The following is a 25,130-nucleotide window of genomic DNA, read 5'->3' as shown; positions in this document are numbered from 1 at the left end:
GGCGGCCGGTGATCATACGCAAGACGTGGCGGCCCTCACCGAGCCGCCACGCCTGCCGTCGCCAGCCGTCAGACCCGGTCGGCCGCGATCAGCACGTACTGGAAGGAGCCGTCCCGGTACGACTCGATGAACGCCTCCTCGATCCCGGTGACCAGCGACGACGTCGCCCGCAGCTCCCAGTAGGGCAGGGTGTCCGGGGTCAGGTCGATCACGGTCTGCGGCACGAGCCGGTTGTCGGCCATCGCCCGCAGATACTCACGCCGCGAGTGGATGTTGCACTCGAAGTGGGCGTTGATCTGGGAGACCCACTTCGACGGCTGGCCGTAGCGGGGGTTCCAGCAGCCGGTGATGGTCACGTACCGGCCGCCCACCTTCAGGAAGCGGGAGTGCTCGGCGAACAGGTCGTGCAGGTCGACGTACATGGTCGACTCGTTGTTCCACGACGCGGTGATGCTGCCCTTCTCGAAGGGGGTGTCGAGCATGTTGCACACCCGGGAGCGCACATGGTCCTGGATCCGCAGGTCCCGCGCCCGCCCGTTGCCGAAGTCGGCCTGGGTGGCGGACAGGGTGACGCCCTCGACCTTGCAGCCGAAGCGCTGGTGGGCCATGACCATGGAGCCGCCGCGCCCGCAGCCGGCGTCCACGAGGGTGTCGTCGGCGGTGACGGGGCCGAGGTGGTCCAGGAGGAACTCGGCCTGGGCGGACTCCAGTCGGTGCAGCTCGGCGATGAGCTTCTTCTCGTACTCGCTGTGTTCCGGATCGCCGAGGGCTTCGTGGTTGACCGGGCCGATGCCGTAGTGGTGGTGGTAGAGCCCGTCCACGTCACCTAGGCGCAGGTTCACCGGCCTCGCCTCGTTGTTCCAGTACCGGGCGATGTCCCCCTGGTAGGGGGTCGCGGGGGCCGGGATCGTCGCAGAGACGGTGGGGGTGATTTCTGTGGTCACTGAGTGTCCGTTCCTTACCAGAAGGCGGGCAGGCTGTAGCGGTAGGTGTTGGTGCGATGCCAGTCGTGGTTGCCGTCGACCCAGGTGGCCACGCCCTTGAGGAAGCGCACCACGGGGGGCAGCGGGCAGGCCGCGGCCAGGTCGGCCGCCGCCGCCTCGAAGGCGTGCATGAGGTCGTTGTGGACCTCGACCGCCTTGAGATAGGCGTCGCGCTCCGAGAGCTTCTCCCGGTCGGCGATCACCACGGGCAGGTTCAGGTGCCGGCCGGGGGCGGCGAGTTCCTTGGTGTACGAGTACAGGTCGTTGACGATGGTGGTCGCGTTGCCGGCCAGGGCGATGACGCGCTGCATCTCCGGCCGGGCGTGCAGGTCGGCTGGTAGTTCGTAGCCTCCGATGGTGTCGGTGATGGTGGGGCAGGGGCGGAAGTTGTTGAACTGGCGCATGGCCAGGTACTCCCACACCTCCGGGACGTGGTCGGTCTCGGCCCAGGCGGCCTCGGCCAGGTAACCCATGTGCAGCCGGGCCATGTCGTGGCGGTAGCGGTCGACCTGGGAGGGCGAGGCCATGGCGGTGAAGTAGTCCATGGCACTGCGATAGGCGCGCCGCGGCGGGTCCGAGCCGAGCGACTCCAGCCAGGACGGCGCGTACTCCGGGGTGGTGTGGAGCGGGTCGAGCGCGGTGTGGGCCAGCAGGAGGCGGCCGCCGAGGCCGACGGGTGAGCCGCCGTGGTCCTCGCAGTAGCAGTCGTCGACCGCGTTCTCCGCGACCATCAGCCGGGTGGCGATCATGAGGTGATCGACCGTGGGGGCGTCGGGATGGCAGCCGACCATGTACCGGCCGACCGAGAAGCCGTCGAACTGCCCCTCCCACTCCTCGGGATAGAGCTGGACCTCGTCCTCGGCCCAGCGCTTGATCCGCCGGCTCACCTCCTCGACGCGCGCGGGGTCGGGCTCCGGGATCGGGTGGTGGTAGAGGCCGGGTACGGCCTGGCCTTCGGCGGGTGGCGCGGTGGCCGGGGGCGCCGGGACTGATTCCGGCGGCGGCCGGTGCGCGGTGCGGGCGAGGGACAGCGAGGCCGTGCCCAGGCCGGTGGGTCCGCCCAGGACCCGCTCGACCCCCGACGCGGTCTCTGACGAGGGCGCGGGCACGGCCTCCGGCAGGGGCGGAGCGGCGGATTCCGTGACAGTGGCCGGTGGTGACGGAACCGTCCCCGTGGAACTGCCCGCCAGTGACAGCGAGTTGGTGCCCAGTCCGGTCGGCCCGCCCAGGACCCGCTGAAAGACGGGTTCGGCAGAGGGTTCGGCAGGCGTGCCGGCGACCGGCGAAGGCGGCGGGGGAGCGGTCGCCGGATGCAGTACGGCATCGAGTCCGAAGGCGGCCGCGGTGATCGGAGGATCGGGGACGGCCGGGGTCGGAACCTCCGGCACGGCGCCGGAAGGCAGCGACCGCTGCCCGGGGATGGACGGTCCAGGGGGCCCGGATTCGGGCATCCACTACTCCTTGCTGTGGTGTCGGGGACAGGCTCGCTCAGCGCGCAGGGGGCGTCAGTCGCGACCGCGGGCGATCTGCACGTTCTCCATGACGCCGAGCGCGTCGGGCACGAGCACCGCGGCGGAGTAGTACGTGCTGACGAGGTAGGACATGACGGCCTGCTCGTTGATGCCCATGAAGCGCGCCGAGAGCCCCGGTTCGACCTCGTCCGGCAGTCCGGTCTGCCACAGGCCGATGACCCCTTGGCTTTTCTCGCCCGTGCGCATGGCGATGATGGAGCTGGTCTGCTCCCTGCTGATCGGGATCTTGTTGCAGGGCAGGATCGGAACCCCGCGCCAGGCCGGCACGGACTGCCCGCCGACATCGACGTGGTCCGGGTAGAGCCCGTAGGCGTTGAAGCCGCGGCCGATGGCGGCGATCGTCCGGGGGTGGGCGAGGAAGAACTTGGTGCCGCGGCGGCGACAGAGCAGATCGTCCATGTCGTCCGGGGTGGGCGGGCCGGAGTGGGGCTGGATGCGCTGCTTGAAGTCGACGTTGTGGAGCAGCCCGAACTCGCGGTTGTTGATGAGCTCGTGCTCCTGGCGCTCACGCAACGCCTCGATGGTCAGCCGGAGTTGCTCCTCGGTCTGGTTCATCGGCCCGTTGTAGAGGTCGGCCACCCGGGTGTGGATCCTCAGGACGGTCTGCGCGACGGAGAGTTCGTACTCCCGGGGCTTCAACTCGTAGTCCACGAAGGTGTTCGGCACGTCGACCTCGCCGACATGGCCGGCCGACACGGCGATCTCCGCCTCGCCGTGCTTGTTCTGCGGTCGCCGTGCGCTGGAGCCGAACTCGGTGAGGTGGGCCTGAAGGCCGGGAGCGGAGTCCCGTACGGCGGCGAAGTCGGCGCGGGAGAGGGTGAGAAGGGTGCCGGAGGTCTCGGCGGTGGCCGTGTACTCGTGGCGGGCGTCCGGGTCGAGGAGGGCGTCCTCACCGAAATGGGCGCCGTCGGCGAGGACCGCGATGGCGATCTCCCCGCCGTACTTGCCCTCACCGGACTGGCTGATCCGCCCGTGGGCGATCAGATGGATGCGGTCGGCCGGGCTGCCGCGCGAGGCGATGACCTCGCCGGCGGCGAAGTCGCGCTGGGCGCAGCGGTCGGCGAGCGCGGTGAGGACGTCCAGGTCCTCGAAGCCCCGCAGCAGGGCCAGTTCGCCGAGTTCCCGGGGGATCACCCGGACCGTGGCTCCCTCCTGCACGAACTCGATGCGACCGTCGCCGAGGGTATGGCGCAACCGCCGGTTGACCCGGTAGGCGCCGCCCTTGGTCTCGACCCAGGGGAGCATCCGCAGCAGCCAGCGGGAGGTGATCTCCTGCATCTGCGGGGCGGACTTCGTGGTGGTGGTGAGGTTGCGCGCGGCGGCGGTGCTCAGGGACTGCTGCGGCGCGGCTGGTGCGGCCTCGGTCTCCGGGCTGCTGTCCACGGTCATCGGGGTGGGCTGCTCCTTGTGTGGCCGGACGGTCGGCGCACAGCTGTGCGCCGGTCGGGAGTCGGGGAGGATGGGGCGACGGAACGGGACGGCGGCGGTGATCCATCCACCGCAGGACCGTAACGGCCGGTTGCGCCGCCTCGCCCGGAGAAGCCAGCTGCTTCCTTCGAAGCGGTGACAATCATTCGAATACGGTTTATCGGTCCAAGAGCGACATCGCGCCACTCTTCGCGGGCCGCCGCAGGGCCCGTAGGCCTCTCACCAGGCCGAACGGCGTCCGGCAGCGGTCGAGTGATACATGATCAAGCCGCACCGATGCGAAAGCCGGCAGGAAGGAAGACCCACCGTGATCCTCCCGAAGGTCAGGGACCCCCGCTTCGTCACGATCCGCCGGGGCGGCACCCTCACCGACGCCGATCACCATCTCCTCGCCCTCTGGGCGGCAGCCTGCGCGGAACACGTCCTCGGCCTCTTCGAGACGGCGCGGCCCGAGGACCCGCGTCCGCGCCGGGCCATCGAGCACGCCCGCGCCTGGACACGCGGCGAGGTCAGGATGATGGAGGCCCGGGCGGCGGGCGGCCATGCCATGGGCGCCGCTCGCGACCTGCGGGGAGCGGCCCGGCACGCCGCCTACGCCGCCGGTCAGGCCGCGGTCGTCGCACACGTCGCCGCGCACGAACTCGGCGCGGCCGCCTACGCGATCAAAGCCGTACGCGCCGCCGCACCGAAAACCGAGAGCGAGGCGGCGGGCCGACGCGAGTGCCGATGGCAGCGTGATCAGCTTCCGGAGACGATTCGCGAACTGGTCCTCGACGACCAGCGGTTGCGGAACGACATCTGCTGGTCCGTCTTCGACTGCTGACCCCACGGACGGCGTGGAGCGGACGGGTTGACGACGGTCCTGCTCGCTGGGCTATGTTGCGGAACATGACTACCGGGACGGCATCGCGCCACACACGGACAGGTGACCCGGTGCTGTTCTGAGCGCCGAACGGGCCGGTGCGGGCCCGCTGTTGGACCGAGGAGCCCGTGCCGCCGCGCGGGCTCCGCCTCCGTCGTGTTGATCGCAGGCTCGACACATCCACCACGACAGGAGAGTTCATGACCGTCTCGACGCTGCTGATTCCCACCGCGGACGGCCGGGCCGACGCCTTCGCCGCCTTCCCCGACCACGGCGCGCACCACCCCGGCGTGCTGATGTACCCGGACGGCTTCGGCATCCGGCCCGTGCTGCGGGACATGGCCCGTCAACTGGCCGCACACGGCTACTACGTGCTCGTGCCCAACCTCTTCTACCGGCACGGCCCGGCACCGGTGACCGACCTCCCCGAGCACATCGGAGAAGAGGCCCGGCCCGCGATCTTCGCCCGGTTGATGCCCCTGATCGAGGCGCACACCCCGGAACGCGTCCTGAGCGACGCGGACGCCTACCTCGGGTTCCTCACCGCTCAGCCCGAGGTCAGCGCCGGACCGGTCGCGGTGACCGGCTACTGCATCGGCGGCCTGTCGGCCACCCGCACCGCCGCGGCTCACCCCGGCCGGGTGGCCGCCCTCGCCGCGTTCCACGCCCCCGTGGGAGCCGACGGACCGGACAGCCTGGCCGAGCTCACCGCGGAGGTCCACTTCGGCCATGCCGAGAGCGACCTGACGCCCGAGGCCCTCGGCGAGCTCGACAAGGCCCTGGACGCGGCGGGTGTCACCTACACCTCCGAGATCTACCCCGGTACCGTCCACGGCTTCACCATGTCCGACACCGACGCCTTCGACGCCACCGCCCTGCGGCTCCACTGGGATCGCCTGCTGGCCCTTCTCGGCCGCACCTTGTCCGGCAGGACCTGAGCCTCCCGTACGGGCGTGGGCCGGGCGTCGTACGACGCTTCAGAACGCCGACCGGATGATCCCCACCGTCCGCGCCAGATGCGGTTCGGCGCGGTCGGCGCGGTGGGCGACGGCCAGTTCCACGCGCGCGCCGGCCCCGGCCAGCGGCAGATAGGCCACGCCGTCGAGCGTCAGCGCGGTCACGGGCTCGGGTACGACGGCGACGCCGAGGCCGCCGGCCACCAGGGTGACGAGCGTCGAGGTCTCGCCGACCTCGTGCCGGATGTGCGGCTCGACGCCGGCGTCCCGCAGCAGGCCCAGCACCACGTCGTACATCACCGACCGGCGGTCGGCCGAGTGCACGATCAGGTCGGCGCCGGCGAGGTCCGCGACGCGCAGCCGCTTGCGCCCGGCGAGCCGGTGCCCGACCGGCACGGCGACCACCAGCCGGTCCCGGCGCAGGGTGTGCACCGCGAGGGACAGGTCGGCCGCCGTCGGGCGCAGCAGCGCGACGTCGATCGCGCCCGTGCGCAGCGCCTCGACCTGGTCGGGGGCGAGCATCTCGCCGCGAAAGGAGAAGTCGACGCCGGGGAGTTCCTCCGTGAGCCGCCGGGAGAGTGCGGGCAGCAGGCTGTACGTCGCCGATCCCACGCACCCGATCGCGAGGTGGCCCACCGACCCGGCGGCGACCCGGCGGGCGTGCTGGGCGGCCTCGTCGACCTCGGCGAGGATCGCGCGCGCCCGCTCCAGGTAGGCGCGGCCCGCCTCGGTGAGGTCGACGCGACGGGTGGTGCGGTGCAGCAGCTCGACGCCGAGTTCCGCCTCCAGCTGGCGGATCTGCTGCGAGAGCGGTGGCTGCGCCATGTGCAGCCGCTCGGCGGCACGGCCGAAGTGCCGCTCCTCGGCCACCGCGACGAAGTACCTGAGGTGGCGAAGATCCATATGTCGTCCATATCAATCGACGCGGATATACGTACTTCAGGATATCTAGCGCGCGGACTACCGTCGTCACCATGACCGCATTCCTCTACGCCGCCACCCGGACGCCGTTCGGCCGCTTCAACGGCGCGCTGGCCGGCGTCCGCCCCGACGACCTCGCCGCCGCCGCGATCACCTCGACGCTCGCCAGGGTGCCGCACCTCGACCCCGCCGCGATCGACGACGTGGTCTGGGGCAACGCCAACGGCGCCGGCGAGGAGAACCGCAACGTCGGCCGCATGGCGGCACTGCTCGCCGGACTCCCGGTCAGCGTGCCCGGCACCACGGTCAACCGGCTCTGCGGCTCCAGCCTCGACGCGGCGATGACGGCGAGCCGCACGATCGAGTCCGGCGACGCCGAGGTGGTGCTGACCGGTGGCGTCGAATCGATGACGCGGGCGCCGTGGGTGCTGCCGAAGTCGGCGAAGCCGTTCCCGGTCGGCGATGTCACCGCGGTCTCCACCACGCTCGGCTGGCGGCTGGTCAACCCGCGCATGCCGAAGGAGTGGACGATCAGCCTCGGCGAGGCCAACGAACAGCTCCGGGAGCGCTTCGGCATCACCCGGGAGCGGCAGGACGAGTTCGCCGCCCGCTCCCACCGACTCGCCCACGCCGCCTGGGAGTCCGGCTTCTACGACGATCTGGTCGCGCCGGTCGAGGGCGTGGACCTGACCCGCGACGAGGGCATCCGCCCCGGCTCCACGCCCGAGACGCTCGCCGGGCTCAAGCCCGTCTTCCGTACCCCCGAACAGGGCGGCACCATCACCGCGGGCAACGCCAGCCCGCTCAACGACGGTGCCTCCGCGGTGCTGCTGGGCAGCGAGCGGGCGGCGGCCACGATCGGGACCGACCCGATCGCCCGCATCGCCGGCCGTGGCGTCATGGCCCTGGAACCCCAGGCCTTCGGCTACGCCCCCGTCGAGGCCGCCAACCGTGCACTGGCCCGGGCCGGGATCGGCTGGGACCAGGTGGGCGCCGTCGAACTCAACGAGGCCTTCGCCGTGCAGTCCCTCGCGTGCCTCGACGCGTGGAAGATCGACCCCGCGATCGTCAACCAGAAGGGCGGCGCCATCGCCATCGGCCACCCGCTGGGTGCCTCGGGCGGCCGTGTCCTCGCCACGCTGGCCAAGGTGCTGCGCGAGACGGGGCAGCGCTACGGCGTCGCCGCGATCTGCATCGGGGTCGGCCAGGGCCTGGCCGTCGTACTGGAGAACTGCGATGTCACGGGGGAGGGCCGATGAGCCGGGCGGAGATCGTCGAGAGCGCGGACGCCGCGGTCGCCGGGATCGAGGACGGCTCCACCGTCCTCGTCGGCGGATTCGGACTGGCCGGGATGCCCTTCGACCTGATCGACGCGCTCATCCGGCAGGGCGCGAAGGACCTCACGATCGTGTCCAACAACGCCGGCAACGGCGACGTCGGACTGGCCGCGCTGCTGGCCGCCGGACGGGTGCGCAAAGTGCTGTGCTCCTTTCCGCGCCAGGCCGACTCCTGGGTCTTCGACGACCTCTACCGCGCCGGGAAGATCGAGCTGGAGGTGGTGCCGCAGGGCAATCTCGCCGAGCGGATGCGCGCGGCCGGGGCCGGGATCGGCGCCTTCTACTGCCCGACCGCGGTCGGCACACCGCTGGCCGAGGGCAAGGAGGTGCGGGAGATCGACGGCCGCACGTATCTGCTGGAGTACCCGATCAAGGGCGACTACGCGCTGATCGGCGCCCATGCCGCGGACACGCTGGGCAACCTCGTCTACCGCAAGACCGCCCGCAACTTCGGACCGGTCATGGCCACCGCGGCGACCACGACCATCGTCCAGGTCGAGCAGGTCGTCGAGGCCGGCGAACTCGACCCCGAGGCCGTCGTCACCCCGTCCATCTACGTCGACCGGATCGTCCAGGTGACGGCCCGTCACTACACCGTCCAGGGGGCACGATGACCACCGCGTACACCGACCACCGTCTCTCGATGGACGAGCTGGCCGCCGTCATCGCCCGCGACATCCCGGCCGGGTCCTTCGTCAACCTCGGCATCGGACAGCCCACCAAGATCGCCGACCATCTGCCGGCCGGCTCCGGTGTGGTGCTGCACACCGAGAACGGCATGCTCAACATGGGCCCGAAGGCCGAGGGCGACGCGATCGACCCCGACCTGACCAACGCCGGCAAGGTCCCGGTGACCGAACTGCCGGGAGCGGCCTACTTCCACCACGCCGACTCCTTCGCCATGATGCGCGGCGGACATCTCGACGTCTGCGTCCTCGGCGCCTACCAGGTCGCCTTCAACGGTGACCTCGCCAACTGGACCACCGGGAAACCCGACGACATCCCCGCCGTCGGCGGTGCCATGGACCTCGCCATCGGCGCCAAGGACGTCTACGTGATGATGACCCTGTTCACCCGCACCGGCGAACCCAAGCTCGTACCGCGCTGCACCTACCCGCTCACCGGCGTCGGCTGCGTCAGCCGCGTCTACACCGACCACGGCGTCTTCGACGTCGGCCCCGATGGCGTACGCATCCGGGAGACGTACGGCATCGACGCCGGCGAACTCGCGCACCGGTGCGGCATCACGCTGCCCTAGCGGTGCGGGTGGGGCTTGACCAGGCCGCTCTGGTAGGCGATGACGACCAGTTGGGCGCGGTCGCGGGCGTCCAGTTTGGTCATGGCGCGGTGGATGTGGCTGCGTACGGTCAGCGGGCTCAGCACCAGCCGGTCGGCGATCTCGGCGTTGGACTTGCCGTGCGCGGCCAGAGCCACGACCTCGCGCTCGCGGTCGGTGAGGGCCTGGACGGCGTCGGGCAGGGCCAGGAAGCCGTCGGTTTCGGGCGTGGCGAGGAAGCGGGCGATCAGGGCCCGGGTGGCGGCGGGCGACAGGAGGGCCTCGCCCGCCGCGACCGTGCGGATGCCGGCCAGCAGGACGTCGGGGCTGACGCCCTTGCCGAGGAAGCCGCTCGCGCCGGCCCGCAGGGCCTTGGCGACGTTCTCGTCGTTCTCGAAGGTGGTGAGGACGAGGATGTGAGTCCCGGAGAGCTCCGGCCGGGCGCAGATGGCGGCGGTGGCGGACACTCCGTCGAGGTTGGGCATCCGGATGTCCATGAGCACCACGTCGGGACGGTGCTCGGCCACCAGATCGACGGCCTCCTGGCCGTCGGCGGCCTCGGCGACGACGGTCAGGTCCTCGACGGAGTCGATGAGGATGCGGAAGGTGGCGCGCAGCAGCGCCTGGTCGTCGGCGAGCAGGACGCGGATGGTCATAGGGCGGGGCCTTCGTGAGGACGGGTCGCGCGGCTGCCGTGACGGAGTTCCCCGAGGTCTTCCCCGAGAGCTTCCCCGGGGCTCTCGTCGCGGTCGTCGAGCGGGAGGGTGCAGGCGACCTCGAAGCCGCCTTGCGGGCGGCGGCCCGCGTGGAAGGTGCCGCCCGCGGCGGTGGCCCGCTCGCGCATCGTGACCAGACCGAACCCTCCGGTGATGTCCGGCGGTCCGCCGGGGGCCGCGTCGTTGGTGACGCTCAGGGTCAGCCGGTGCGGGGCGTAGCGGAGGCGGACTCGCGCGGCCGGGGTGGCGGCGTGCTTGCTGACGTTGGTGAGCGCCTCCTGGACGATCCGGTACGCCGTCAGGTCCAGCACCGGGGTGAGCCGGCGCTCGTGTCCCTCGACGCCGACGGTCACCGTCAGGCCGGCCGCCGCGCACGTCTCGACGAGGGCGGGCAGGTCGCGCAGTCCGGGCGCCGGGGTGAGGTCGTCGCCGTGATCGGAGTCCTGGCGCAGCAGCCCGACCGCGGCCTTGAGCTCGTGCAGGGCGGCGGAGGTGGTCTGCGGCAGCTTGCCGATGATGTCCAGCGCCTGGTCGGGGTGGGTCGCCGCGAGATGGGCGGCGGTCGAGGCCTGGGCGTCGGCGAGCGTCAGATGGTGGGCGACCACGTCGTGCAACTCCCGGGCGATGCGCATCCGTTCCTGGAACACCCGGTGCCTGGCCTCCTCCTCACGTTCCCGGGCGGCGTGTTCGGCGCGGGCGGCGGCGTACTCGCGGCGTACCCGGACGTAGCTGCCGAAGGCCGCGGCCAGCAGCACCCAGGCCGTCGGGTTGACGATGGACAGGACGGGCGAGCGCTCGAACGGCGGGAAGAACAGTCCGGTGGCCACCATGCCGAGGGCGGCGGCCAGCGCGCTGCTCCAGGTGGTGCGGCGCGGACAGTGCACGCTCAGCGAGTACTGCGCGGCCAGCAGCGGTCCCATCAGAAGCGGCGTCAGCAGATAGCCGAGCGCGCCGACGCCCATGGTGCACAGCAGGGTGACGGCCAGCACCGGCACCGGCCGGACGCGTCGCCAGTGGAGTGCGGCACAGGCGACGACGGCCAGGGCGAGGGCGGGCCAGAGCGGCGGAGTGGACATGAACGTACGGGTGAACACGACACCGCTGATCGTGACCACGGCCGCCAGCGCCAGCGCCCCCGCCTCGGCGGCTTGGGGGCGTGCCGCTGCCCAGCGCTGCCGGCTTGTGTTCATCGCACTCCGAGGGCGATCCGAGGAGGGGGAGAAGGTCATGCTCACATACGGTGGGCCGCGACGCCCCGGTGTGGGTGCCGCGGCCTCCGTCGTACCGCTCAGACGCGGACCGGATCCGGCGCCGCGGGCTGCTCGCCGGCGGCCTGTGGGCGTGTCCCGGCCAGGCCGCTGCCCTCGACGTCGACGCGGGGCAGCAGCCGGTCGAGCCACTTCGGCAGCCACCAGGCCTTGTCGCCCAGCAGGGCCAGTACCGCGGGCACGAGCGCCATGCGGACGACGAACGCGTCGAACAGCACCGCGACGGCGAGTCCGAAACCGATCGTCTTGATCATCGACTCGGCGGCGCCGACGAACCCCGAGAAGACCGCGATCATGATGACGGCCGCGGCGCTGACGACCCGTGCGCTGTGCCGGAAGCCGGTGACGACGGCCTGGGGTGCCCGGTCGCCGTGGACGTAGGCCTCCCGCATCCGGGCGACGAGGAAGACCTCGTAGTCCATGGCGAGGCCGAAGACGATGCCCACCAGGAAGATCGGCATCAGGCTCATGATCGGGCCCGGCTGCTCCACGCCGAGCAGTCCCGCGCCCCAGCCCCACTGGAAGACGGCGACCACCGAGCCGAGGGCGGCCAGCACGCTCAGCAGGAAGCCGAAGGCGGCCTTGACGGGGACGAGCACGGAACGGAAGACGACGAGCAGCAGCACCAGGGCGAGGCCGATGATGACGGCCAGGTAGGGCACGAGGGCGTCCTGGAGGGCCTGGGCGACGTCGATGTCCATCGCGGTGCTGCCGGTGACCTCGAACGTCGCGCCCGTGTCCCGCTCCAGAGCGGCGCGTTCCGCGCGGATGGTGTGGACGAGGTCCTGGGTCTTCTCGTCGTTCGGGCCGGTGGCCGGGACCGCGGAGAACAGGGCCGTGTCGCCGGCCGGGTTGAACCGTGCGGGCGAGACGGACACCACCCCGTGCGTGCCACCGATCTGCCGGGCGATCGCGGCCGCGGCCGCCTCGGGGTCGTCCGCACCCCGGGCGTCGACCACGATCGTCAGGGGGCCGTTGAAGCCCGCGCCGAAGCCGTGCGCGAGCGCGTCGTAGGCACGCCGCTCGGTCGAGGAGACCGGCTTGGACTCCGCGCCCGGCATCCCCATGTCCAGCTGGGTGACGGGCAGGGCCAGGGCGCCGAGGCCCACGACGGTCGTCACCAGCACGGCGACCGGGCGGCGCAGCACGAACCGGGCCCAGCGCGTACCGCCGTTGTCCGCCGCCGCGGTGGCACGGCCGCCCTTGCGGGTGGCGCGGGAGAGCACGGCACGGGGCCACATGCCCAGCAGGGCCGGGACCAGAGTGAGGGCGATCAGTACGGCGACGATCACCGCGCCCGCCGCGCACAGGCCCATCTTCGTCAGCATCGGCACGCCCACCACGGACAGGCCCGCGAGCGCGATGACCACGGTGAGTCCGGCGAAGACGACGGCGGAACCGGCCGTGCCGACTGCCAGACCGGCCGCCTCACGCGGGTCGTGCCCGTTCGCGCGTTCCTCCCGGTACCGCGAGACCACGAACAGGGCGTAGTCGATGCCGACCGCGAGTCCGAGCATCGAGGCGAGGGTGCCCGTGGTCATGGACAGCCCGAAGACGCTGCCCAGCGCCAGGACGCCCGCCACGCTGATCCCGACGCCGATGACGGCGGTCAGCAGCGGAAGCCCCGCCGCTGCCAGGGAGCCGAAAGTGATCAGCAGGACGACCGCGGCCAGGACGATGCCGATCGCCTCGGAGGAGCCGCCCGCCGCCGGCTGCTCGGCGAGCGCGGTGCCGCCGACCTCGACCGTGAGCCCGGAGTCGCGGGCCTGGTCGACGGCCTTCTCCAGCACGGCCTTGTCGGCGTCGGTGAGATCGTCGGCCTCGACCTTGTAGGTGACGGTCGCGTACGCGGTGGTGCCGTCCTTGCTCACCGCCTTCGCGGCGAACGGGTCGACGGCGCCGGAGACCTGGGGCGCGGCCCCGGCCTCCTTGACGAAGGCGCCGATGGCGGCCCGGTTGCCGGCGGCCGTCACCTTCTCGCCGTCGGGGGCGACGAACACGATCCGCGCGTTCGCCCCGTTCGCGGACGAGCCGGGGAAGCGCTCTCCGATCAGATCGAAGGCCTTCTGCGCCTCGATGCCGGGCATGAAGGAGGTACCGCTGTCGGAGGCGGCGGGCGCCTTGGCGGCACCGACGCCGACGGCGCCGAGGATCACCGCCCACAACAGGGTCACAAGCCAGCGACGCCGGAAGGCGGTTCGGCCCAGCCGGTAGAGCAAGGTAGCCACGGAAACGGGTCTCCAGGTCTGGTTCGGGATGTGTCACCAGCCTGGCCGGACCGGACGTGTCCGGGCATCGTGCGGCTGTCCGCACTTGCGCTTGATACGAGGGCACCAAGGCAGCTCGCCCGTCTCATCCTCAAGGAGGAGACGCTGGGCGGATCAGCGGAGGTCGGTCAGCCGACGGACGCGGTCGCCTGGGCCGGGAACCCGGGGCGGCCGGCGAGTTCGGCGGTGCAGAAGGCGCAGCGGACCGCCGCCGCGGGCACGGTGCTCAGGCAGTCCGGGCAGTCGACCTTGGCGACCGGCTGGTCCTTGACCGGGTTGAAGCGCTCCTGGAGCCGGCCCACCGGGAGCACGACGGCGAAGTAGATCACGGCGGCGACCAGCAGGAAACTGATCAGGGCGTTCAGGAAGGCCCCGTACGGGAAGGCGGTCCCGGCGACGGTGAACTCCTGCTTGCTGAAGTCGCCGACCGCGCCGGTCGCCACACCGATCAGCGGTGTGAGGAACGCGGTGACGAATCCGGTGACGACCGCGGTGAACGCGGCACCGATGACGATGCCGACCGCCAGATCGACGACGTTGCCGCGCAGCAGGAACGAACGGAAACCCTTGAGCACTGAACACTCCCGAGATGAGGTGCGACGAGGCACCGGGAACACGACGGCCGGGCGGCCGACGGCGGCCATGCTGCCGTTCGACCTGTCCGGCGTCCAACTGCCTCACTCGTTCAAGTGAACCCAGGAGCCTGGCCGTCGGACGCGTTCGATTACGAGGCGTCGGCGTAGGCGAGGTGGGTGCCGCAGACGGTGCAGCGGAAGAGCATCGCGGTGGCGGATTCGCCGAGGTGGGTCAGGAACTCCTCGAGTCGCGCAGCGTCGTGCCGGCCGCCGAGGCGCAGATCCTGCCGGAGTTGGTCGAGGGCCTCGGGGTGGGCCGCGAGTTCGCGGTGGCCGACCTCGCCGAGGAAGGCGGCCGCGTCGTCGCAGTGGGTCAGCCAGTGCGGATCCTGCCAGGCGTGGAAGCCGGGGGTACGACGCGTGACCTCGTGCAGGATCTCCTCGCTGACGCCCGCGAGTCCGTAGGCGTCCATGAACTCGCCGTCGAACCGTTCGGCCGCGCTGCCGTCCGCGATGCACCACGGGCAGAAGCTCCCGCTGACCTCCTGGGCGGTGTAGAACGTCGCGGTGTAGATCCACCCCGTGGCGCGGTTGCAGCACGCACAGGTCTCGGTGCTCTCGCGGAGGGACCCGCTGGCGATCGGATCGGGGTGATAGCGGAAGACGGGAAGTCGAGGGCTCACCCGTGCAGTCTGTTGGCCGGACAGCCCCCGATCAAGCTGTCCGGCGGACGGGACGGACCAGGTCCTACGGGGCGGAGCGGAGCACCAGCAGGGTGATCTCGCTGGGGGCGAAGACCCGGAAGGGCGGGCCCCAGAAGCCGGTGCCGCGGCTGGTGTAGAGGAGGGTCCGGGTGCCGTGCCGGGTGAGGCCGGCGAGGGCGGGCTGGTCGATGCGGACCAGGTGGTGGAAGGGCCAGATCTGACCGCCGTGGGTATGCCCGGAGAGCTGGAGGTCGACGCCTGCGGCGGCGGCCTGGTCGATGAACTTGGGCTGGTGGGCCAGGAGCAGCACGGGGAGATCGGGATCGGCGCCGTCGAGGGCCCCCGCGAGATGGGCGCGGTGCCCGGCCAGGCCGGAGGATTCGGCGGTGACGTCGTCCACGCCGGCGACGACGAGGGTGTCGCCGCCGCGTTCGAGCAGCAGATGGCGGTTGCGCAGCGGTTCCCATCCCAGCTCGTCCATGAGGTCGACCCAGCCCTGGGCCTCGCTGTAGTACTCGTGGTTGCCGGTGACGTACACCCGGGCCCGGGTGGCCTTCACGGTGCCGAGCGGGGTGGCCTGGGCGCGGCGGCGTTCGGCCGTGCCGTCCGCGATGTCGCCGGTGTGGCAGACCAGGTCGGCCTCCAGGGTGTTCACCACCTCACAGACCCGTGCCGACCAGCGGGCGCGGTCGAGGGGCCCGTAGTGGGTGTCGGTGACGAGGACGACTCGGGTGCCGTCGAGCCCGGCTCCCAGGCGCGGGAGGCGGACGTCGAGTTCGCGTACGCGGGGGACGCGCCGGGCCTCGTAGGACCCCCAGGCGAGCAGCGCGGCGGTCACACCGAGAACGGACCAGGTGACGATACGGGCCCGGTCCTGTCCGTCCCCGACACCGGCCAGGCTCAGGGCCGGTCGCAGCAGCACGCCGAGCAGCACGGACCAGGTGAACAGGACCCAGCTGCCGCCCAGGAGGCTGTCACCGATGATCGCCGCCCGGTCCTGCTGGCGCCGGCCGTGGCCACGCACCATCGCGAACGGCATACCGACCAGCCCGAGGGCGCACAGGAGGGTGCCGGCCAGCGTGACGGGCAGCGGCCAGTGCTGGCCGGTGAACAGCAGCACCCCGCAGGGCACGGTCCACAGCAGCACGGGGGCGATCAAGGGGAGGTAGCGCACCAGACGGAGCACGGGACTCGGCCGGGCCTCTGGTGCCGCACCGTCTGCGGGCCGGGTGTCGCTGGTGTCGGTCACGCTGCTGCTCCTCCTGCTGTCCTGTCCGACACATGATGCCTGCTGCCGGGCAACGGTCGGGCCGGTTCGGTGGTCGTACGGGGCGACACAGCCCTGTTTTCCGTGCTTGCCGCCAACTTCCCTCGCTGGGGCAGTGGTTGGAGGCGCGGTGCGTCTCCTTTGGAGGATCGATGAGCCGGTACGTCGCGATGGCGGGCGTCAGACAGACCGACGGGCGTGAGGTCTCCTCACCGGCCCGTGCAGCGAGGCGCGGTGCGGTGGTGGGTGCCGTCGCCCTCGCGCTGGTGGGGGCGGGGGCTTCGGCTGGTGCCGTGTCCGACAGCCCGGCCGGCGCGCCCGTGGTCGGCGGCGCGGTGGTCAACTCCGGGCATGACGTCATCGTGGGGATCACCCGCGACGTGGTCTTCCCGGTCACGGTCACCGGATCGGACGACTCCGGGCTGTCCTTCGCCGATGTGGACCTGAAGGGACCTCACGGGGGCTTCTACACCACCGACGCGTTCTGCGAGACCGCCACGTCGTGCACGACGACGTTCACGGTCAACGCCCACCCGGCCCCCGGCAGCGACGACCCGGTGGACCTGGCCAACGCCAACGCGGGCACCTGGTCGGTGGACGCCTTGGTCGACGCGGTCGACGGCGACTCCGTCTTCGCCCCCGGGGCAGGGTCGTTCGCCCTCAAGCGCGCCGCGCGGCTCACCGTCGACGCCGCCCCGGAACCGGTGGTGAAGGGTGCGCGGATCACCGTCACCGGCAAACTGGTGCGGGCCAACTGGGACACCTACCGGTACGCGGGGTACGCGGGCCGGGCGGTGAAGCTGCAGTTCCGGCCCAAGGGCAGCAGCACCTACACCACGGTGGCCACGGTGAACACCAGCAGCACGGGCACCCTGCGCACCACCGTGAAGGCGGTCAAGGACGGCTACTGGCGCTGGAACTTCCCCGGCTCGTCCACCACGGGGCCCGCCAAGGCGGCCGGCGACTACGTGGACGTACGCTCCTGAACCGACTGGCATCACGCACAACAGCCGTCGATGTCGCGGTACCGGCCTACTCCGACTGACGTCCGCCCGGTGTCGTACCGGCGGGCTGGGGGTGTTTCGGGGCGGCGTCGACCGTGTCCCGGATGCGGCCGAGGAGCGTGCGCAGGGTGGCGCGGTCCTCGGCGGTGAGGGCGCCGGTGGCCGTGCTCAGGGCCTCCCGGTCCAGGTCCTCCGCCTCCTGGTGGCGGGAGCGGCCCGCGTCGGTGAGGGCGAGCAGATGGGCGCGACGGTCGGTGGGGTGGGGCAGCCGTGCCACGAGGCCGTCCCGTTCCAGGGCGTCCACCAGGCTGGTCGCGGTGCGGGCGGCGATGCCCAGCATGTCGCTGAGGTCGCGCATCCGCATCGGCTCGGCGGTGTGGGCGAGGAAACGCAGGGCGCGCAGCCGTGCCACGGAGGTGCCCTTCTCGGCCAGCCGTCCGTCGACGTAGGTCCGCAGCCGGTGCGTGGTGGCGAACATCTCGTCGATCAATGGATCGCTGCTGCCCGGTACGTCCCTCACCGTGGCGCTCCCGTCGTCGTCGGCTTGTCTTCTCGGGCCACAACTGCTGTGCGCCGCGTGTCCGTTCCTACCGCATGCGGGCGGCGGGCCGTCGGGCGACCGGCCGTCCCGGTGCGGAGGAAGGGCTCCTGGAAACACTGAGGTTACTCAAACTGAGTATGCTCAGTATGTGTCCGTACGCCTCACCCAGCGCATCGTCGTCCCCGTCGTCTGTGTCGTCACCGCGTTCATGTCCATCGTGGACGGAGCCGGGACCACGGTCGCCCTGCCCTCCATCGGACGGGACTTCGGGCTCGCCACCGCGGGCCTCGATGCCGTCGTCGTGGTCTACCCCGTCTGTGTCGGCCTGGCCGTCCCCGTGTCGGCGTGGCTCGGGGACCGCTTCGGCGGCCGGAGCACGGTGCTCGTCTCGTTCGCCGTCTTCACCCTCGCCTCGGGACTCTGCGGCGGGGCCGGCTCGCTCGGCGAACTCGTCGCCTGGCGTGCCCTCCAGGGCCTGGCGGCCGGGATCCTGCTGCCGGTCACCGCCGCCTTGCTCTACCGCACCTTCAGCCTGTCCGAGCAGGTCAAGGTCTCCCGCTACATGATCATCCCGCAGCAGGTGGCGCCCGCCCTGGCCCCCATGGGGGCGGGCTGGCTCGTCGACCACCTGTCGTGGCGCTGGGTGTTCTACGCCAACCTCCCCATCGGCGTCGCGGTGCTGGTCTTCGGACTGCTCTTCCTGGACCGGCACCGGGACCACGTCCCCGGCCGCCTCGACGTGCCGGGCCTGGTGCTCACCGCGTTCGGCACCGCCGGGCTGATGTTCGGCGTGAGCGAGGGCGCTGAGATGGGCTGGGGGAGCCCGCCGGTGCTGGCCGGGCTGATCGGCGGCGTGGTCCTGCTGGCGGCGGCCGTGGCGGTCGAACTGCGGGTGTCCGAACCGGCCCTGCGGGTCAGCCTCTTCGCCGACCGGCTCTTCCGCGACACCAACATCACGGCGTTCATCGGCTTCATCGGCTTCATGGGGGCGATGTTCCTCGGCCCGCTCTTCCTCCAGGAGGGCCTGGGTCTGAGCGCATGGGAGTCCGGTTCCGCGACCTTCGCCGAGGCTCTCGGTGTCCTGCTCACCGTCCAGCTCGTCGGCCCGCTCTACGCGCGGGTCGGGCCGCGCCGCATCGCGGGCTGCGGACTGCTCGGGGTGGCGTTGGTGCTGGTGGCCTTCTCCCGGCTGGACGCGGAGTCCTCACTGTGGGCGTTCCGGGGGCTGATGTTCCTGCTCGGCGCGGCGATGGGCGGGGTGTTCATGCCGACCACGGTCGCCTCGTTCACCGGCATAGCGAAGGCCGACGTCTCGCACGCCTCGACCCTCAACACCGTGGTACGGCAGGCCGCCAACGCCGCCGCACCCGCCGTGGTGACCGTGGTGCTGGCCTCGGCCACCGCGGTCGGCACGGGCGCCGACGCCCATCCGCCCGTCTCCGCCTTCCAGCACGCCTACCTCGTACTCGCGGCCGTCTCCGCGGTCGCCGCGCTCTTCGCCTTCACCATGCCGGACCGCGCGGCCCGCGTCGCCGCGTCGACCCGGCCGGCCGGCCGACGCGAGGCGGTCGACGCGTGACCGCGTCCGGAGCGCGCGGGGCGGCCGGCCGGACCCGTACGCCGGGTTCCGCGCCGCCACCAGCACGGCCGTGGGGTCACAAGCTGTGGGCGACGGGGTGCAGCGGTTGGTACAGCGGAAGTTCGGCGCCGCTCGGGAGCCGGACCGCCGTCAGTCTGCCCCAGCGCTGTTCGCTGATCGGGCGGCTGACCTCGACGCCCTGGGCGCGGAACGCCTCGAGTTGAGCGTCGAGGTCGTCGCACATCAGGTAGAACTCGTGCTGGGGCGGGCCGTCCGTCGGGTGTACGGCGACTTCGGCCGGGGGCAGCTTGAAGACGAGCCACCCGCCGCCCGCGTCGACGCCGGGAAAACCGAGGACGTCACGGATGAAGGCGCGGTCCTTCTCGGCGTCCTGGCTGTAGACGATGACATGCGCACCGCTGATCATGACTGACTCCTGGATCGTCGACTCGCTCAGGCGTAGCGGTAGCCCGCGGCGTCCATGGTCTGCGTGTCCAGCACGTCGAGCACGGTCACGGCGTCGTCGCCGGAGAAGTCCGGCAGGAGCGCCTTGAGCTGGGGTGGCTGGGCCGTCTCGTAGCCGGGCGTCGCGCCCACCCACGGCCACATCCTGTCGTTCAGGCCATGGCCGGGCGGCTGTGGCTTGCCGGTGGACGGCGAGGGCTGCTGCGGCGGCGGGTAGTGGTCCTTCGGCTTCGAACCGGGGACTGCGGCGAGGCGCCGGGTCTGCCAAGTGGCCCACAGGCGGTCGACGTTGGCGTGGTGGAGCCAGAAGACGGGATCGTTGGGCGAGAAGGCACCGGACATGTGGCCGCCGATGAAATTGTGTCCGGTGTTGTGGGTGGGGGCGAACACCTGTGACCCGCCCGCGGCCTGGGCCATGAAGCCCTCTTCCAGCGCTGCCCAGAAGAACCAGAAGGGGTGCGCGCCGGGCTGTTGCCGCACGAGCTGTTCGAGCTGGGCGATCTGTGCCGTGCCCGGGGGCCATGTGAGTGCGCCTCTTCCCCTGGCCAGTCTGGTCCCGAAGCCCTCGGCCAGAAGGGGGTGGATCGGGAAACCCTTCGCTCCCGGGATGTCGGTCGGCCACCAGGCCGGGCGCTCGGCCGGTGGGACCGGGCTGCGCAGCACACTGTCGGTGAGCGGTGCGGGGGTGCCGGAGTGGAGAGAGCCCAGGAAGCCGCCGGTGAACAGCCGGTCGAGGGCGCCCGTGTGATCGGTCCAGTCCCAGTAGGGGACGGTGACGCCGGGCACCTCGGCCTGGAGCGCCTTTTCGAACTGTCTGACGTACTGGCGGTGCCAGGCGCAGAACCCGATGTTCCAGTGGGCGTAGTTGACGGGCGGGTTCGGGGGCGATCCCGGCGGGAGCACGGTCATGACGGCGCTGTGCAGGGCGACGAACTGGTCGTAGACGCTCACGCCCGCGGGGCCCGCCGGGGCGGGCCGGTGCTTGAGGCGGATGACGGCTTCCAGGAACCTGTCTCGTTCCTGGGAGGTGAGGTCGACGGCGTTCCTACGGATGTCCATGGCTGTGCCCTCCGCCCTGGTGGTCGTGGCCGGGGTGAGGGGGTTCGTCGCCGGATGGATGCTGGTGTTCCAGGTGGCCGGTGGCGGGCACGGCGAACAGCCCCGCGAAGAACGGGCGGCCGGGGTCGTCGCTCAGCAGCCGGCTGATCAGCGCGCGGAGTGTCTCACCGGTCCTCGTCCGGAGGGCCAGCTCGCTCTGGTACATGCTCGCGGGACCCAGGTCGATCTGGAGCAGGACGCCGGAACGGTTCGAGGCGACCTCGATCCGTGCGGGCTGAACGCCGACCAGGCCGCAGTGAATGCTCCCTTCCAGGGTGTCGGCGAGTTCCTGGAGGCGGGGGGCGGTGCAGCCGTCGAAGGGGGAGAGGGTGGTGACCAGGATCAGCTGCTCGATGAGCATCCGGGGGCCGGTGACGGCGATCCGGATCTCGGGAGCGTCGACGAGCAGGTCCACCAGCGAGGCTCCCCCCTTGGTGAGGGCGGCCGTGCTGGGTGCGGCTGGGGATGGTGCCATGTCTCCAGCGTTGAATCCGTCGTCCGTCCGCGCGACCGGGGGCGTCTGAACGAGGGGCGGTGAGCAGGGCGTACCGGAACCGCGTGGTGTCGGCGTGGTGAGCACCTCGCCGATGCAAATCGGTCATGTCGTGGCGCGTTGAGCGCTGTGGCGCGGGAGTTGGCGGTCCCAGGTCCGTCAGCCGCTAGTATCACGGCATGATTACGGCCTGGTCACTCTTGCGTGTGCCGCGGGTCCGCGTCGCTGCGGGTCCGCCGCTGCGGGTGTCGGCCCTGGCCGTGCTGCTGTTCGGCGTCGTGTTCACCCATGGCCTCCATGCCGAGAGCGCCGAAGGACACCTGGTCACCGGCGTGACGGGGCTCGCAGTCGTCTCGGTCGCCGTGGAGGCCGACGTGACCGACGAACAGACCGTGTCCCGGCTCGCCGCGACAGGCGAGCCGCGTGAGGGTCACGGCTTCTCGCATCCGAACGAGCACTGCGTGTCCGGCCAGCCACAGCAAGGACCGGTACTGACGCCCCCGTCCTTTGCAGTGTCGGTTGGCGAATCCGCCGTTACTGGGACGCACTTGGCCCAGCGGGCCTTCGGTGGGCCGGTGCTCGCCGCCGTGCCGTCTGCCGCTCGCGGATCGTCCGTGGTGCGACAGGTCTAGAGGCCGGGGTCGCGAGTGGCGGTCGACAGACCTCGCGTCTGCACCCGCCCACCACGACCGTGGACGCGGCATCGCCGCCGTCGACTCCGTCCCGCTCCCACCACCACGCCCGTCACGCTCCCTTCGGTCGCCGGCTGCATCAGCCGTGACCGAAGAGGCGGCGTGCGCAGGGAGGACCTGTGCCGTCACCTTTCCGTACGCCCACGCCTGCCCTGGGGCACTCGCTGCTCGTCCTGCTGCGTGCCGCACTGCCGGCGGTGATCGGCCTGTGCGCCCTCGTCCACGGCGTGTCCGGCGGGGAGGGACGGCCGCACTCCGCCGTCACGTCACAGCTGGCGTCGGTCGCGGGCGACCCGGCGCCCCACGGGCCTCATCGGCACCACGGCGACGAGGAATGCGCCCTGGACGCAGCCGTCCTGGTGACGGGTCAAGCGGCGCAGCACGCGCCCCCCGAGGTGGGGACCGCCGTACTCGTCGGCGTATCCGTGGCCCGGGTGGGGCCGGTCGCCGGCCGGACGCCGTATCGCCGCCGCGGAAGACGTGCCGGCAGGACCGCGCTCGTTCGCACCTCGCGGTGGCGCATCTAGACCTCCCGTCCGCAGCCGGCCGCACCGTGTCGGTTGCCGCGCCACGGGCTTCGCACGCACGGACAGGTCACCGTCCGCCGTCCGGCCCGAGGCGCGAGATGAGCACGCACGCGTATTCATCGAGCGAGAGCGAACGAGATGCAGTCACAGACGCACACCACCGTCACGCCCGACCGGTCCGCCCTGGCGGCGCTGGTGGGCGACACGCCGCTGCTGCGGGTGTCCGAGCCACTGACTCCCGCGGACCGAGGCTTCTGGGCCAAGCTGGAGGGCTTCAATCCCGGCGGTATCAAGGACCGGCCCGGTCTGCACATGGTGGAACGGGCCCGCGCCCGCGGCGAGTTGCGACCCGGCGCCCGGGTCATCGAGTCCACCAGCGGCACCCTCGGCCTGGGCCTGGCCCTGGCCGGCCTGGTCCACGGCCACCCGGTCACCCTGGTCACCGACCCCGGTCTGGAGCCGTCCATGACCCGGCTGCTGACCGCGTACGGCACCGAGGTCGACGTCGTCGCGGAACCGCACCCCACCGGCGGCTGGCAGCAGGCCCGCCGCGAGCGGGTCCGCTCCCTGCTGGACCAGCACCCCGGGTCGTGGTGCCCGGACCAGTACAACAACCCCGACAACACCAGCGCCTACACCCCGCTCGCCCTGGAACTGGCCGCCGAACTCGGCCACATCGACGTCCTGGTGTGCAGCGTGGGCACCGGGGGACACTCCGCCGGGGTCTCCCGCGTGCTGAAGCAGCTCTACCCCGAGGTGACGGTGGTCGGGGTCGACACCATCGGTTCGACGATCTTCGGACAGCCCGCCCGGCCGCGGCTGATGCGCGGCCTGGGGTCGAGCATCTATCCCCGCAACGTCGCCTACGACGTTTTCCACGAGGTCCACTGGGTGGCACCGGCCGAGGCGGTGTGGACCTGCCGTCAACTGGCCACGTCCCACTACGCGACCGGCGGCTGGAGCGTGGGGGCGGTCGCCCTGGTCGCCGGATGGCTGGCCCGCACCCTGCCCGCTCGGACCCGCATCGCGGCGATCTTCCCCGACGGGCCGCAGCGCTACCTCGGCACGGTGTTCGACGACGACTACTGCGCCGCCCACGGCCTGCTCGACTCCCCGCCCGCGCCCGAACCCGAGGTGATCGGCCGCGCGGACGAGAAGGAGGTGACCCGCTGGACCCGCTGCACCACCGTGGCCGATCCGCTCACGGCGGACCCGGGCGACCAGGCGGAGGAGGAGAGCCGGTGAAGGGCACCCTCGCACAGGTCCGCACGTACGAACGCAGCGTCCAGCTGCTGATGGTCAATCAGTTCACCATCAACCTCGGTTTCTACATGCTGATGCCTTATCTCGCCGCCCATCTGTCCGGCACCCTCGGCCTGGCCGGCTGGGTCGTCGGACTGGTGCTGGGCGTGCGCAACTTCAGCCAGCAGGGGATGTTCCTCGTCGGCGGGACCCTCGCGGACCGCCTCGGGTACAAGCCGATGATCGTGGCGGGCTGCGTGCTGCGCACCGTCGGCTTCGCGATGCTCGGCCTGGTCGACTCACTCGCCGCGCTGATCGCCGCGTCGGCGGCCACCGGGCTCGCCGGGGCACTGTTCAACCCGGCGGTCCGGGCGTACCTGGCCGCCGACGCGGGGGAGCGCAGGGTCGAGGCGTTCGCCCTGTTCAACGTCTTCTACCAGGCCGGAATCCTGTTGGGCCCGCTGGCCGGGATGGTCCTGACCGGGGTGGACTTCCGTGTCACCTGCCTGGTCGCCGCCGGGATCTTCGCGCTGCTGAGCGTCGTACAGCTCCACGCACTGCCCGCCCGCCGCGCCGCGGACACCGCGGGCCGGCAGGGCGAGAGCGGCGACGGCGTGCTGGCCCAGTGGTGCGGCATCCTGGCCAACCGGCCGTTCCTGCTCTTCTCGGGTGCCATGGTCGGCTCCTACGTGCTGTCCTTCCAGGTGTATCTCGCGCTGCCGCTGGAGGTGCGCCGAATCGGTGGCGAGGGCGAGTTCGCTACGGCGGCGGTGGCGCTGCTCTTCGCGGTCTCAGGACTCGGCACGATCCTCGGGCAGACACGGGTGACCGCCTGGTGCAGGACCCGGTACGAACCGGGACAGGCCCTCACCCGAGGGCTGGCCGTGATGGGCGTCGCGTTCGTACCGCTGCTGGCGGCCACCGCCGTTCCTGTGCCGGCGTCCGGTGTCGGACTGTGGCTGCTGGCAGCCCTGCCCCCGACCCTCACCGCGCTGCTGCTGGCCGTCGGCACGATGATCGCGTACCCCTTCGAGATGGACACCATCGTCCGGCTCTCCGGTGACCGCCTCGTGGCCACGCACTACGGCCTGTACAACACGATCTGCGGCATCGGCATCACCTTGGGCAACCTGCTCACCGGCGTCGCGCTCGATGCCGCCCGTGAGGCGGGCATGTCCGCGCTGCCGTGGATCGCGTTGACGGCACTCGGCCTCGCCTGCGCGGCCGGCCTCTACGGGCTGCACCGCACCGGGCGTCTTGCCGCTCCGGCTTCCCGACCTCGGCCTGTCGCGGCCTGATCCGGGGCCGCGGAGCCAGGCGGGGGCGGGCGCGCTGCCGACCCGCCCCCGCCCTGGGTTGCGTCGTGCGGCGGGCTCGGGTGTCCGCGAAGGGGCCGA

General features: G+C 71.7%; 25 protein-coding genes. 11 read left to right on the top strand and 14 right to left on the bottom strand.

The features are described from left to right. Positions 1 to 68 precede the first annotated feature (68 nt). The 3 genes from ACFUO4_RS02785 to ACFUO4_RS02775 are packed head-to-tail and all read right to left on the bottom strand — an operon-like array spanning position 69 to position 3,904. Positions 69 to 944 carry a geranyl diphosphate 2-C-methyltransferase gene (locus tag ACFUO4_RS02785; protein WP_079309432.1) on the bottom strand — a complete coding sequence of 292 codons (876 nt, stop codon included), beginning with the start codon at positions 942 to 944 and terminating at the stop codon, positions 69 to 71. Positions 945 to 958: 14 nt separating this feature from the next. After that, positions 959 to 2,434, bottom strand: a complete 1,476-nt coding sequence (locus ACFUO4_RS02780) for a family 2 encapsulin nanocompartment cargo protein terpene cyclase (RefSeq protein WP_383479213.1) — start codon at positions 2,432 to 2,434, stop codon at positions 959 to 961. 54 nt (positions 2,435 to 2,488) lie between these two features. After that, positions 2,489 to 3,904 carry a family 2B encapsulin nanocompartment shell protein gene (locus ACFUO4_RS02775; RefSeq protein ID WP_383479210.1) on the bottom strand — a complete coding sequence of 472 codons (1,416 nt, stop codon included), beginning with the start codon at positions 3,902 to 3,904 and terminating at the stop codon, positions 2,489 to 2,491. 346 nt (positions 3,905 to 4,250) lie between these two features. Between ACFUO4_RS02775 and ACFUO4_RS02770 the strand changes: the two genes are divergently transcribed. Beyond that, complete coding sequence (locus tag ACFUO4_RS02770; protein ID WP_383479207.1) at positions 4,251 to 4,766, top strand: putative immunity protein; 516 nt, start codon at positions 4,251 to 4,253, stop codon at positions 4,764 to 4,766. 239 nt (positions 4,767 to 5,005) lie between these two features. After that, positions 5,006 to 5,743, top strand: coding sequence for a dienelactone hydrolase family protein (locus ACFUO4_RS02765; RefSeq protein ID WP_383479204.1), 738 nt, complete (start codon positions 5,006 to 5,008; stop codon positions 5,741 to 5,743). A gap of 39 nt (positions 5,744 to 5,782) precedes the next feature. On the opposite strand, the gene ACFUO4_RS02760 is transcribed toward ACFUO4_RS02765, so the two are convergent. Beyond that, the gene (locus ACFUO4_RS02760) at positions 5,783 to 6,664 is read right to left on the bottom strand and encodes a LysR substrate-binding domain-containing protein (RefSeq protein ID WP_383479201.1); all 882 of its coding nucleotides are present in this window, start codon (positions 6,662 to 6,664) and stop codon (positions 5,783 to 5,785) included. 71 nt (positions 6,665 to 6,735) lie between these two features. On the opposite strand from ACFUO4_RS02760, the gene ACFUO4_RS02755 reads away from it, so the two are divergent. Genes ACFUO4_RS02755 through ACFUO4_RS02745 form a run of 3 tightly spaced genes read left to right on the top strand, consistent with a single transcriptional unit; the run spans position 6,736 to position 9,277 of the window. After that, a complete protein-coding gene (locus ACFUO4_RS02755) occupies positions 6,736 to 7,941 on the top strand; it encodes a thiolase family protein (protein ID WP_079309436.1) in 1,206 nt (401 codons plus the stop codon). Then, on the top strand, positions 7,938 to 8,633 hold the full coding sequence (locus tag ACFUO4_RS02750; protein WP_383479198.1) for a 3-oxoacid CoA-transferase subunit A: 696 nt from the start codon (positions 7,938 to 7,940) through the stop codon (positions 8,631 to 8,633). The genes ACFUO4_RS02755 and ACFUO4_RS02750 overlap by 4 nt, the downstream gene beginning before the upstream one ends. Beyond that, positions 8,630 to 9,277 carry a 3-oxoacid CoA-transferase subunit B gene (locus ACFUO4_RS02745; protein ID WP_079309438.1) on the top strand — a complete coding sequence of 216 codons (648 nt, stop codon included), beginning with the start codon at positions 8,630 to 8,632 and terminating at the stop codon, positions 9,275 to 9,277. Before ACFUO4_RS02750 ends, ACFUO4_RS02745 begins: the two co-directional genes overlap by 4 nt. Here ACFUO4_RS02745 and ACFUO4_RS02740 read toward each other — a convergent pair. The 6 genes from ACFUO4_RS02740 to ACFUO4_RS02715 all read right to left on the bottom strand — a co-directional run bounded on the left by ACFUO4_RS02740 (position 9,274) and on the right by ACFUO4_RS02715 (position 16,074). Further along, positions 9,274 to 9,951 carry a response regulator gene (locus ACFUO4_RS02740; protein ID WP_383479195.1) on the bottom strand — a complete coding sequence of 226 codons (678 nt, stop codon included), beginning with the start codon at positions 9,949 to 9,951 and terminating at the stop codon, positions 9,274 to 9,276. The two genes, ACFUO4_RS02745 and ACFUO4_RS02740, sit on opposite strands and share 4 nt — an antisense overlap. Further along, positions 9,948 to 11,201, bottom strand: a complete 1,254-nt coding sequence (locus ACFUO4_RS02735; protein ID WP_383479192.1) for a sensor histidine kinase — start codon at positions 11,199 to 11,201, stop codon at positions 9,948 to 9,950. The genes ACFUO4_RS02740 and ACFUO4_RS02735 overlap by 4 nt, the downstream gene beginning before the upstream one ends. A gap of 98 nt (positions 11,202 to 11,299) precedes the next feature. Then, positions 11,300 to 13,507, bottom strand: a complete 2,208-nt coding sequence (locus tag ACFUO4_RS02730) for an MMPL family transporter (RefSeq protein ID WP_383479189.1) — start codon at positions 13,505 to 13,507, stop codon at positions 11,300 to 11,302. Between the two features lie 167 nt (positions 13,508 to 13,674). Beyond that, positions 13,675 to 14,121, bottom strand: a complete 447-nt coding sequence (mscL, locus tag ACFUO4_RS02725; RefSeq protein ID WP_059190926.1) for a large conductance mechanosensitive channel protein MscL — start codon at positions 14,119 to 14,121, stop codon at positions 13,675 to 13,677. 149 nt (positions 14,122 to 14,270) lie between these two features. Beyond that, the gene (locus ACFUO4_RS02720) at positions 14,271 to 14,804 is read right to left on the bottom strand and encodes a CbrC family protein (RefSeq protein WP_079309443.1); all 534 of its coding nucleotides are present in this window, start codon (positions 14,802 to 14,804) and stop codon (positions 14,271 to 14,273) included. Between the two features lie 64 nt (positions 14,805 to 14,868). Beyond that, on the bottom strand, positions 14,869 to 16,074 hold the full coding sequence (locus ACFUO4_RS02715; RefSeq protein ID WP_079309444.1) for a metallophosphoesterase: 1,206 nt from the start codon (positions 16,072 to 16,074) through the stop codon (positions 14,869 to 14,871). Between the two features lie 170 nt (positions 16,075 to 16,244). Between ACFUO4_RS02715 and ACFUO4_RS02710 the strand changes: the two genes are divergently transcribed. After that, complete coding sequence (locus tag ACFUO4_RS02710) at positions 16,245 to 17,078, top strand: calcium-binding protein (protein ID WP_383479184.1); 834 nt, start codon at positions 16,245 to 16,247, stop codon at positions 17,076 to 17,078. Positions 17,079 to 17,124: 46 nt separating this feature from the next. On the opposite strand, the gene ACFUO4_RS02705 is transcribed toward ACFUO4_RS02710, so the two are convergent. Then, entirely contained in the window at positions 17,125 to 17,616 is a 492-nt protein-coding gene (locus ACFUO4_RS02705) for a MarR family winged helix-turn-helix transcriptional regulator (protein WP_383479181.1), read from the bottom strand. Positions 17,617 to 17,785: 169 nt separating this feature from the next. Between ACFUO4_RS02705 and ACFUO4_RS02700 the strand changes: the two genes are divergently transcribed. After that, on the top strand, positions 17,786 to 19,216 hold the full coding sequence (locus ACFUO4_RS02700) for a DHA2 family efflux MFS transporter permease subunit (protein ID WP_383479178.1): 1,431 nt from the start codon (positions 17,786 to 17,788) through the stop codon (positions 19,214 to 19,216). A 76-nt stretch (positions 19,217 to 19,292) separates the two neighbouring features. On the opposite strand, the gene ACFUO4_RS02695 is transcribed toward ACFUO4_RS02700, so the two are convergent. From ACFUO4_RS02695 to ACFUO4_RS02685, 3 genes are read right to left on the bottom strand one after another with little or no spacing between them, the layout of a single operon-like run. Continuing rightward, positions 19,293 to 19,643, bottom strand: a complete 351-nt coding sequence (locus ACFUO4_RS02695; RefSeq protein WP_383479175.1) for a VOC family protein — start codon at positions 19,641 to 19,643, stop codon at positions 19,293 to 19,295. Positions 19,644 to 19,669: 26 nt separating this feature from the next. Beyond that, the gene (locus tag ACFUO4_RS02690) at positions 19,670 to 20,740 is read right to left on the bottom strand and encodes a tyrosinase family protein (protein WP_383479172.1); all 1,071 of its coding nucleotides are present in this window, start codon (positions 20,738 to 20,740) and stop codon (positions 19,670 to 19,672) included. After that, entirely contained in the window at positions 20,727 to 21,254 is a 528-nt protein-coding gene (locus ACFUO4_RS02685; RefSeq protein ID WP_383479169.1) for a hypothetical protein, read from the bottom strand. The genes ACFUO4_RS02690 and ACFUO4_RS02685 overlap by 14 nt, the downstream gene beginning before the upstream one ends. Positions 21,255 to 21,451: 197 nt before the next feature. Between ACFUO4_RS02685 and ACFUO4_RS02680 the strand changes: the two genes are divergently transcribed. From ACFUO4_RS02680 to ACFUO4_RS02665, 4 genes are all read left to right on the top strand, one after another. Then, a complete protein-coding gene (locus ACFUO4_RS02680) occupies positions 21,452 to 21,904 on the top strand; it encodes a hypothetical protein (RefSeq protein WP_079309449.1) in 453 nt (150 codons plus the stop codon). Between the two features lie 179 nt (positions 21,905 to 22,083). Then, positions 22,084 to 22,491 (top strand): hypothetical protein, encoded by a 408-nt coding sequence (locus ACFUO4_RS02675; RefSeq protein WP_383479164.1) that lies wholly within the window; start codon positions 22,084 to 22,086, stop codon positions 22,489 to 22,491. A gap of 138 nt (positions 22,492 to 22,629) precedes the next feature. After that, positions 22,630 to 23,736 (top strand): PLP-dependent cysteine synthase family protein, encoded by a 1,107-nt coding sequence (locus ACFUO4_RS02670; protein ID WP_383479161.1) that lies wholly within the window; start codon positions 22,630 to 22,632, stop codon positions 23,734 to 23,736. After that, the gene (locus tag ACFUO4_RS02665) at positions 23,733 to 25,031 is read left to right on the top strand and encodes an MFS transporter (protein ID WP_383479158.1); all 1,299 of its coding nucleotides are present in this window, start codon (positions 23,733 to 23,735) and stop codon (positions 25,029 to 25,031) included. The genes ACFUO4_RS02670 and ACFUO4_RS02665 overlap by 4 nt, the downstream gene beginning before the upstream one ends. Positions 25,032 to 25,130 lie beyond the last annotated feature (99 nt).

The sequence above is a fragment of the Streptomyces sp. NPDC057280 genome (genome assembly GCF_042668605.1).
Classification (GTDB): Bacteria; Actinomycetota; Actinomycetes; order Streptomycetales; family Streptomycetaceae; genus Streptomyces.
The sequence above is the reverse complement of the archived record's forward strand: the minus strand, read 5'-3'. Positions and strand labels throughout refer to the sequence as shown.

Excerpts from the sequence above, each read along its gene's own strand:
- ACFUO4_RS02780 (WP_383479213.1), bottom strand. The coding sequence starts at position 2,434 with ATGCCCGAATCCGGGCCCCCTGGACCGTCCATCCCCGGGCAGCGGTCG.
- ACFUO4_RS02775 (WP_383479210.1), bottom strand. The coding sequence starts at position 3,904 with ATGACCGTGGACAGCAGCCCGGAGACCGAGGCCGCACCAGCCGCGCCG.
- ACFUO4_RS02765 (WP_383479204.1), top strand. The coding sequence starts at position 5,006 with ATGACCGTCTCGACGCTGCTGATTCCCACCGCGGACGGCCGGGCCGAC.
- ACFUO4_RS02760 (WP_383479201.1), bottom strand. The coding sequence starts at position 6,664 with ATGGATCTTCGCCACCTCAGGTACTTCGTCGCGGTGGCCGAGGAGCGG.
- ACFUO4_RS02755 (WP_079309436.1), top strand. The coding sequence starts at position 6,736 with ATGACCGCATTCCTCTACGCCGCCACCCGGACGCCGTTCGGCCGCTTC.
- ACFUO4_RS02750 (WP_383479198.1), top strand. The coding sequence starts at position 7,938 with ATGAGCCGGGCGGAGATCGTCGAGAGCGCGGACGCCGCGGTCGCCGGG.
- ACFUO4_RS02745 (WP_079309438.1), top strand. The coding sequence starts at position 8,630 with ATGACCACCGCGTACACCGACCACCGTCTCTCGATGGACGAGCTGGCC.
- ACFUO4_RS02740 (WP_383479195.1), bottom strand. The coding sequence starts at position 9,951 with ATGACCATCCGCGTCCTGCTCGCCGACGACCAGGCGCTGCTGCGCGCC.
- ACFUO4_RS02735 (WP_383479192.1), bottom strand. The coding sequence starts at position 11,201 with ATGAACACAAGCCGGCAGCGCTGGGCAGCGGCACGCCCCCAAGCCGCC.
- ACFUO4_RS02710 (WP_383479184.1), top strand. The coding sequence starts at position 16,245 with ATGAGCCGGTACGTCGCGATGGCGGGCGTCAGACAGACCGACGGGCGT.
- ACFUO4_RS02695 (WP_383479175.1), bottom strand. The coding sequence starts at position 19,643 with ATGATCAGCGGTGCGCATGTCATCGTCTACAGCCAGGACGCCGAGAAG.
- ACFUO4_RS02690 (WP_383479172.1), bottom strand. The coding sequence starts at position 20,740 with ATGGACATCCGTAGGAACGCCGTCGACCTCACCTCCCAGGAACGAGAC.
- ACFUO4_RS02685 (WP_383479169.1), bottom strand. The coding sequence starts at position 21,254 with ATGGCACCATCCCCAGCCGCACCCAGCACGGCCGCCCTCACCAAGGGG.
- ACFUO4_RS02680 (WP_079309449.1), top strand. The coding sequence starts at position 21,452 with ATGATTACGGCCTGGTCACTCTTGCGTGTGCCGCGGGTCCGCGTCGCT.
- ACFUO4_RS02670 (WP_383479161.1), top strand. The coding sequence starts at position 22,630 with ATGCAGTCACAGACGCACACCACCGTCACGCCCGACCGGTCCGCCCTG.